The following is a 7,724-nucleotide window of genomic DNA, read 5'->3' on the forward strand; positions in this document are numbered from 1 at the left end:
AATGGTGGCAGCGGACCACGCAAGGGACGGAGTTGGTGTGAAACGGTTCGGCCTCCTGCCCCGGCTCGCCGAGATGTCGGTGGCGACGCGGATCTTCGTGGGCTTCGCCACGGCCTTCGCGCTGATGGCCGTGCTCGCCGTCGTCGGCCTGGCGGCGCTCTACGGCATGTCGCGCGAGGTGGACGGCTTTTCCGCCACCGCCGGAACGGCGCGCACCGCGGCCGACGTGGACATCGGCATGCGCGACCTCACGGTCGCCGTGCGCGACCACCTCGAATCCCCCGATCCCACCAGCTTCGCGCGCACGGTCGCCCGTCGCGACGCCGTGCAGGCCGGCCTGGAGGAGTTGAGCCGCCAGGTCGACGCGGCCGACGACGCGACGGCGGTGGCGGACGCCCGCAACGGGCTGGAAGGGTACTGGACCGGGTTCCTCGGCCTGGTGGAGCTGCGCAACGAACGCGACCGCCTGGCCCTGGGCACCCTGGAGCCGCTGACCGAGCAGATGCGCGAGCATCTGGGCAAGCTGAAGGATTCCGGCGGCGTCGATTCGGCGACCCTGGCCAGCGAGGCGGCGATCGCCGTGCTGCTGATGCAGGACCACGCCGTCCGCTTCGTGGAGCGGCGTGCGCCCGACGACGCCCGCGCCATGCACGCCCAGCTCGAGGTGGCGCGCGCGCGGCTGGCGGAGATGAACCGCTACCTCTGGGTGCCCGGCACCCGGCAGCTCATCTTCGAGGTCGCCGGCATGCTGGACAGCACGGACGCCATGCTCGACCGCATCGCCGAGATCCTCGACGAGGAGGACGCCCTGCGCGCCGGCGCCATGGTGCCCAACGCGGCGACGGTGCTGGACCGCATCGCCGAGGTGCGGGGGCGGGCCGAGGACAGCACCGCCGCCCTGCGCGACGGCCTGTCGGCGGAAATGGGCGGCTATGTGGAGATGGCGGTGTGGCTGGGTGCGGCGCTGCTGCTGCTCGGCCTGGGGGTGACCTGGTTCGTGGCGCGCAGCGTCGCCCGCCCGGTGCGCGTGATGGCGGCCGCGGTGAGCGAGCTGGCGGCCGGGCGCAACACGGTCAACACCCTGCCGGTGCTGGCCGATGGTGCGGAAATCGGCTCCATGGCGCGGGCGGTCGAGGCGTTGCGCGCCAACAGCGAGGACATCGAACGCCTGAAGGGGGAAGCGGCGACGCTGCAAAGCCGCCTGATGGCCGAAAAGGACATCGCCGAGGCCGGCAACACCGCCAAGACCGATTTCCTGGTCAACATGGGGCAGGAGTTGCACGCCCCCCTCAACGCCATCGTCGACGCCAGCCACGCCTTGATGGGGGAACTGCACCGGCACGGCGTGGGCGAGCTGGCCAACGACGTGGAGACGATCCAGTGGTCGGGCGAGCAGCTCCTCGCCCTGGTCGACTCCATCCTCGACTACGCCAAGATCGAAGCCGGCGCCATGGACGTCTGCGTCCAGGATTTCGACGTCGGCCGCCTCGTCGCCGAGGTGCGGGAGCGCTGCCTTCCGCTCGCCGACCTCAACGGCAACACCCTGGCGGCGACCGCGGCGCCGGGGCTGGGAAGCATGCACACCGACTTCACCAAGGTGCGGCAGATCCTGATCAACCTGCTGGACAACGCCTGCAAGTTCACCCGCGACGGCCGGGTCTCCCTGGCGGCCGAGCGGATCGACCGGAACGGCGCCGCGTGGCTCCGCTTCACCGTCTCCGACACCGGCGTGGGCTTCGCCGCGGCGCAGACCGGCCGCCTGTTCCGGGCCTTCGTCCAAGGAACGAGTCCGCTGCACAAGGGCCGCAAGGTTCCGGGCGCCGGGCTCGGCCTGACGCTGGTGGGGCACCATTGCGCGACGCTGGGCGGCGACATCGAGGTGGCGAGCGAGCCGGGCCACGGCACCCGGGTGGTGGTGTGCGTTCCCGCCGTCTACGAGGCGGCGGCCGGCGAGCGGCCGGCCCCCGTGGGCGAGATCGCCGTCGGCGCCCGCCCCCTGCTCACCGTCGCCGGCGGCGCACCGCTGCCTCAGCCGGCCGCGGAGTAAAGAACCGCCAGACCGACGGACGGCGCCGTCGGACTCACCCGCCGGCCATCCGCCATCAGCCATCAGCCATCGGCCAGCAGCATCGCCATCCACCGGGCGTCGACCGGCCCGCCGCCCAGCGCCTGGTCCTTCGCGCTGAGGGCGTCGGCCGGCCCGCCCGCCACGCCCCCGGCCACCGGCTGCGCCGCATCGGCGTCCCCGCCGCCCACGCTGTCGAGACCGCCCTGGGCGATCAGGGTCGCCATCGCCGGACCGACGGCGTGGCCGCCGGCGGCCGCCGGTGCGTCCGCCGCCCGGCCGCCACCGCCGACCCCCTTGGCGGAGTCGCCGGCGTTGAGCGCCTCCAGCATCGCGGCGAAGCGGCCGGCGAAATCCGCGACCTCCTTCGGCACGGCGCCGGCACGACGGCTCTGCATCTGCTCCAGGCGAACCTGGAGCTGACGGATGGAGTCGGTGTCGGGCATGGCGGTCATGGGTCAACCCATCGGGCGCAGTGCGGGCCCCTGGGAACAAGCAAGAAACATGCCTCCCCGGATCGGCCCGGATATTGCGCCTCCCGGGGCAGCATCGGCAACAACGACCCGGCAAAACCTGCCGGGTGGCCGGCAGGATTTGCCGGCGCGCCGGCCCGGCCTCAGTCGCGGAAGTTCACGTATTGCAGCGGCTGCTCGACGGACATGCCGCGGACGTGCTGGATGGCGGCCTGGAGATCGTCCCGCTTCTTGCCGCTGACCCGCAACTCGTCGCCCTGGATCGCCACCTGGACCTTCGTCTTGCTGTCCTTGATGGACTTGACGATCTGCTTGGCGAGATCCTGGGCGATGCCCTCGCGCACGGTGACGGTGTGGCGCAGGGTGCTGCCCGCCGCCTTCTCGACCTTGGCGGAGAAGTCGAGGAAATTGGCGTCGACCTTGCGCCGGGTCATGTGGACCCGCAGCAGCTCGTGCATCTGCTCGAGCTTCGGCTCGTCGTCGGCCACCACGACGATGGCGTGATCCGTGCGTTCCACCGTGCAGTGCGAGCCCTTGAAGTCGAAGCGCTGATCGATCTCGCGGCGGACGCCGGCAAGCGCGTTGTCGACTTCCTGAAGGTCGGTCTTGGACACGATGTCGAACGACGGCATGGGCGGCTCCCGGTGATCATGGCGTGTGACGCGGCACCGTAGAGGACGGGGGAGGACCCGTCCACCCCCGACCGCCACCCCCAGTCGGGCACCCCACGGCTGCCACCCCCGGCCGTGCTCAGGTGGCCTGGCCCGGGTGCTGGAACTCGAGGCCGGGGGACGGGCCCTGGTACGGCTTGTCCGGCATCTTCGGCTGCGGCGTGGCGTAGAAGCGCGGCTCCTGGTCGTCCCACGACCGCTCGAAGGGAAGCCGCATCATCGGGTTGGTGCCGTTGCGCTGGGCGTCGCGCATGGCCGCCTGCAGTTGCTCGGCCATGGTGCGGTCCCACGGCAGCCGGTACAGGTTCGGCGCCTGGTCCCACAGCAGGGTGAGGTAGATCGCCTCGTTCTCCACGAAGGTGGCGCTGAGCACCGACGCCTCCTTCACGTTGGTGCCCACCCATTCCAGGGTGACCGGCTTGGCCTTGCCGAGCAGCGTGGCCGGGGCGGCGTAGGCCGCCGGCAGCATCAGCGCGAACAGGGCGATGATCAGGGCCCGGGCCCGGCTGTCCCGTGTCCAGCGCAGGGCCGCCAGCACCAGAAGAAGGGTCACGACGGCGACGAAGGCGAAGAGGAGGGTCAGAGTTTCCATGGCTGTCATTTCCTGGCGGAACGCAAGGGTTTGTAGACGGCGTTCATGCTCCCTGGCACCAATTCGCCCTTGTCGGTCAGCTTGAACCGGAAGGCGGTCACTTCTTGTCCTTCGTGGTCGAGCCGGACGCGCGTCGCCGCGATGGTGGCGGCTCCGGAATCCTGCTCCGCCTTCACGCGGGCGACCACACGGACGACAATGGGATAAACGCTGTCCAGGTTCCGGAAGAGATGAAGATTCACCGCGTACTCCCCAGGGGGAATGCCTCGGGAGAACGAGGTTTCGAAGTTCACCTCGGTCGGATCGGCGTAGCTGCCGAGGTCATCGCGCAGCAGATTGAAGATGAGGCCGGATTTGTTCGAGTACCCGACGGGCACGTCACCGGGTGCCTGCACCCAGAGGTCGACGTCGCTGCGCAGCTTGTCGTCCCACCGCGCCTCGATGATGACGTTCCCCGGCGGCTGCGCATCGGCCACCCCGGTGCCTTCCTTGGCCGGCGGATTCACGTGCGGCAGCAGGAGAAGCAGCATGCAGATGAACCCGGCCAGGGCCAGCGTGATCATGTCGCGGAAGACGGTGCCGGTGTCGTCGCTTTCGTTCCACGGATCAAACATGGGCGGTCTCGCCGGGTGAGGTGCCGGTGCCGGGCACCGGCGCGGCCGGACGCGGCCGGCGCGCCGCGGCGCCGTCGCCGTCGGTGGACCCGGCCCCGGCGTCGAGCAGCGTCGCCGCGAGGTTGGCGGTTCCGGTGGCCAGCAGCTGGAAGTTGACCGACAGCCAGATGTTGAGGATCGACCCCACCAGCGTCGTGTAGAGCGCCACGCCCAGCCCGTGGATCATGGTGCCGACCATGCTGCCGATGGCGTCGGTGTCCGAGGCGGTCGAGGCGTCGACACCGTCGAGGGCCATCACGAAGCCCACCACCGTGCCGATCAGTCCCAGCATCACCAGGGCGTTGGCGATGTGCCGGATGAACACGATTCGGCCGAACAGGCGCAGTTCCAGCGCCCGGGCGGCGTTCGACGCGCCGGCGACGGTGATCGCCCGGCGGTAGGCGTCCACCCGCCCCCCCGCGCCGCGTTCGATGTTGTCGAGTTCCGACGTCACCTTCTCTATGCGCCAGGCGGTCGCGACCAGCCCGATCAGGAAGAGAACGAAGATCAGCACGCTGATACGGCTCGTATCGGCCTCGATCACGTGGCCGACCCAGCCATTGATCCACGCGAGAGCCAGAGCGGCCGCACCGAACAGGTTGATCGCGGCGAATCGGCTCCAGAGCATCCATTGGTTCATCGGCGCACCACACTTTCGCCGGAATTGCGGGAAGGACGGGGCCTTGGCTGCCGTCACGCAAGGAACCCCACCCGGCACCACAATGTTCCTCGGGGTTCCCCGGAGAGGACGAAAGGATAGGGCGCCGCCGCCGCGCAAAGGGCCGGCGGCGGCCGCTGGGCCGCGCCGTCGGCCGGGATCCGCCCGCCGCGCGCGACATGCCTACCCCGACGACGCCGCGCCGCGGCGTGGCCTTCCCCGGGATCCCCGGCCGAAAGGGAAGCCTATGCCGCACGTCCCGCCGCCCTGCCGCTCGGCGCCCACCGTCCCCGACCGTCGCCGGGTGCGGTCCTCCGGAGTGGTCGCGCCCTGCCCAAACAAGCTAATCCGACCCAGCTATACCCCGCGTGTTCTTCTATGCCTCCGGAACAGTGCCAGTAACCGATCGAGATTTCCTCAGATCCATCAGCACTCCCGGTCGCGCCCACTCTCAGCTTCATGAGGTATCAACCACTTTTGGTCCTTACGATTTCAGCCCGCGATCACACAATAGTCCACGATTTCGTCATCTCCCCCATTGCCGGGCGTGTCCTCGGCGACGTCCTGTCGCCGCGGGCGCCACCGTCTCCTTGCGTTCCGCGAGGCCCGACCGGCTAAGAAAGGAAGCAGACACGTGCGTGAGATCCTGATCGCGGATTCCGGCCTCGACGACCTGGGATTCCTTCTCGAGCGCCTGCGCAAGGACGTCCATGTCATCCTGGTCGGCAGCGACGAGGACGCCCATGTGGCCCTTTGCGCGGCATTGGCGGAGCGCCCCGCGGCGATCCACCTGCTGGGCCATGGCGAACCGGGGCGTGTCCACATCGGTGCCGATCCGTTCGACGCCCGATCGCTGCTGGACCGCCACTGGCCGGCGGCCCCGGCCACGGAGATCCTGGTGCACGCCTGCCGGGTGGCCGAAGGCGCCACCGGCCAGGCGTTCCTGAAGCGCCTGTCCTATGCCACCGGCGCCAGCGTCGCGGCCGCGTCGCGCCCGGTCGGCCACTCGTCCCTGGGCGGCGCGTGGAGCCTCGATGCCCGCATCGGCCATGTCCGCACCGCCGCCCCCTTCGAGGGGCACGAGGGGTGGCCGCACCTGCTGGTGGTGGACGGCCCCGCGACCGAGGGCGACGACACCCTCACCAGCGACGACGCCGGCGACACCATGTCCGGCCTCGGCGGCAACGATTCCCTGATCGGCGGCCTCGGCAACGACCACCTCTTCGGCAACGGCGGCAACGACACGCTGCTGGCCGGCGGCGGCCGCGACACCCTCGACGGCGGCGCCGGCGCCGACCACATGGACGGCGGCAGCGGCTTCGACTTCGTCTCCTACGAGCAGACCACGGGCAACCTGGTGCTCGACCTGTCCAACCCGGGCAACAACGCCGGCGACGCCGCGGGCGACAGCTTCAGCGGCATCGAGGTGTTCGTCCTGGGCAACCAGGACGACACGTTCGTGGGCGGCGACGGCGCCGACTGGGTGTGGGCCCACAACGGCAACGACATCGAGTACGGCGGCCTCGGCAACGACACCCTCGAGGCCGGCGGCGGAAACGACGTGCAGTACGGCGAGGCCGGCGACGACGTGATCGCCGGGCGTGCCGACGACGACACCATGTACGGCGGCGCCGACAACGACCAGATCGAGGGGGACGGCGGCTCCGACGTGGTTTACGGCGGCACCGGCAGCGACTCCCTGGCCGGCGATGCCGAGGCCGACACCCTCTACGGCGGCGAGGGCGACGACTTCCTTTACAGCGCCTACGACGAGCGCGACCCCGACGGCACCCAGCGCTTCTTCGCCACCGAGAACCCGGAGGACCGGGTGGCCGGCCAGGCCGACCAGTACTACGGCGAGGGCGGCGACGACCGCTTCGTCGTCTACGACGCCGACGACGTGAACGCCTCGGTGATCTACGACGGCGGCACCGGCACCGATTCCATCGACGTGCAGACCGCTGAAGCCGTCGATTTCGAAGGCATGACACTGACCGCCGTCGAGCGTGTCGACCTGGCCGGTGGCGGCACCCACGACATCCGCCTCACCGCCGCCCAGGTCAACGCCCTCAACAGCATCGTGGGCGGCGACGGCGACGTGCTTCACATCGTCGGCTCGGCCGCCGACGTGGGCGATCTCAGCGGCAAGGTCAGCGCGGGCATCGACGTCCAGTACACCGTCGACGGCGGCGGCGACACCCTGTCGGGCGGTGACGGAAACGACACCCTGTCGGGCGGCGACGGAAACGACACCCTGTCGGGTGGCGACGGAAACGACACCCTGTCGGGTGGCGACGGAAACGACACCCTCGATGGCGGTGGCGGCAACGACACCACGGGCGGCGGTGACGGCGGTTCCGACGGGGGTGGTTCCGACGGGGGCGGCTCCGATGGCGGCGGCACGGGTGGCGGCTCCGGTGGCGGCGGTGACGGCGGCGGTGGCGGCACGCCCCCGGTCGTCGGCGAGACCGTGTTCGGCACCGGGGCCAACGACGCCATGGCCGGCGACGGCAACGCCAACACCATCTTCGGCGATCTCGGCGACGACACCATCTTCGGCGACTTCGGCGACGACGCCCTCTACGGCAACCAGCAGTCCGACGCCCTCTACG

At 70.4% G+C, this 7,724-nt stretch carries 7 protein-coding genes; 2 read left to right on the forward strand and 5 right to left on the reverse strand.

The annotated features are described in order from the left end of the window. Positions 1–37 precede the first annotated feature (37 nt). Positions 38–2,047 (forward strand): sensor histidine kinase, encoded by a 2,010-nt coding sequence (locus AC6H2I_RS24300; RefSeq protein WP_497503341.1) that lies wholly within the window; start codon positions 38–40, stop codon positions 2,045–2,047. 62 nt (positions 2,048–2,109) lie between these two features. Here the strand turns inward: AC6H2I_RS24300 and AC6H2I_RS24305 are convergent, their stop codons facing one another. From AC6H2I_RS24305 to AC6H2I_RS24325, 5 genes are all read right to left on the reverse strand, one after another. Then, complete coding sequence (locus tag AC6H2I_RS24305; RefSeq protein ID WP_497503342.1) at positions 2,110–2,520, reverse strand: hypothetical protein; 411 nt, start codon at positions 2,518–2,520, stop codon at positions 2,110–2,112. Between the two features lie 161 nt (positions 2,521–2,681). Then, the gene (locus AC6H2I_RS24310) at positions 2,682–3,170 is read right to left on the reverse strand and encodes a YajQ family cyclic di-GMP-binding protein (RefSeq protein ID WP_497503343.1); all 489 of its coding nucleotides are present in this window, start codon (positions 3,168–3,170) and stop codon (positions 2,682–2,684) included. A gap of 118 nt (positions 3,171–3,288) precedes the next feature. Further along, complete coding sequence (locus AC6H2I_RS24315) at positions 3,289–3,801, reverse strand: hypothetical protein (RefSeq protein WP_497503344.1); 513 nt, start codon at positions 3,799–3,801, stop codon at positions 3,289–3,291. A gap of 5 nt (positions 3,802–3,806) precedes the next feature. After that, entirely contained in the window at positions 3,807–4,415 is a 609-nt protein-coding gene (locus tag AC6H2I_RS24320; RefSeq protein WP_497503345.1) for a hypothetical protein, read from the reverse strand. After that, entirely contained in the window at positions 4,408–5,082 is a 675-nt protein-coding gene (locus AC6H2I_RS24325; protein WP_497503346.1) for a MotA/TolQ/ExbB proton channel family protein, read from the reverse strand. Before AC6H2I_RS24325 ends, AC6H2I_RS24320 begins: the two co-directional genes overlap by 8 nt. 664 nt (positions 5,083–5,746) lie before the next feature. On the opposite strand from AC6H2I_RS24325, the gene AC6H2I_RS24330 reads away from it, so the two are divergent. After that, a partial coding sequence (locus AC6H2I_RS24330) for a DUF4347 domain-containing protein (protein ID WP_497503347.1) occupies positions 5,747–7,724 on the forward strand: 1,978 nt, incomplete at its 3' end.

Source organism: Azospirillum sp. NS33 (genome assembly GCF_059703765.1).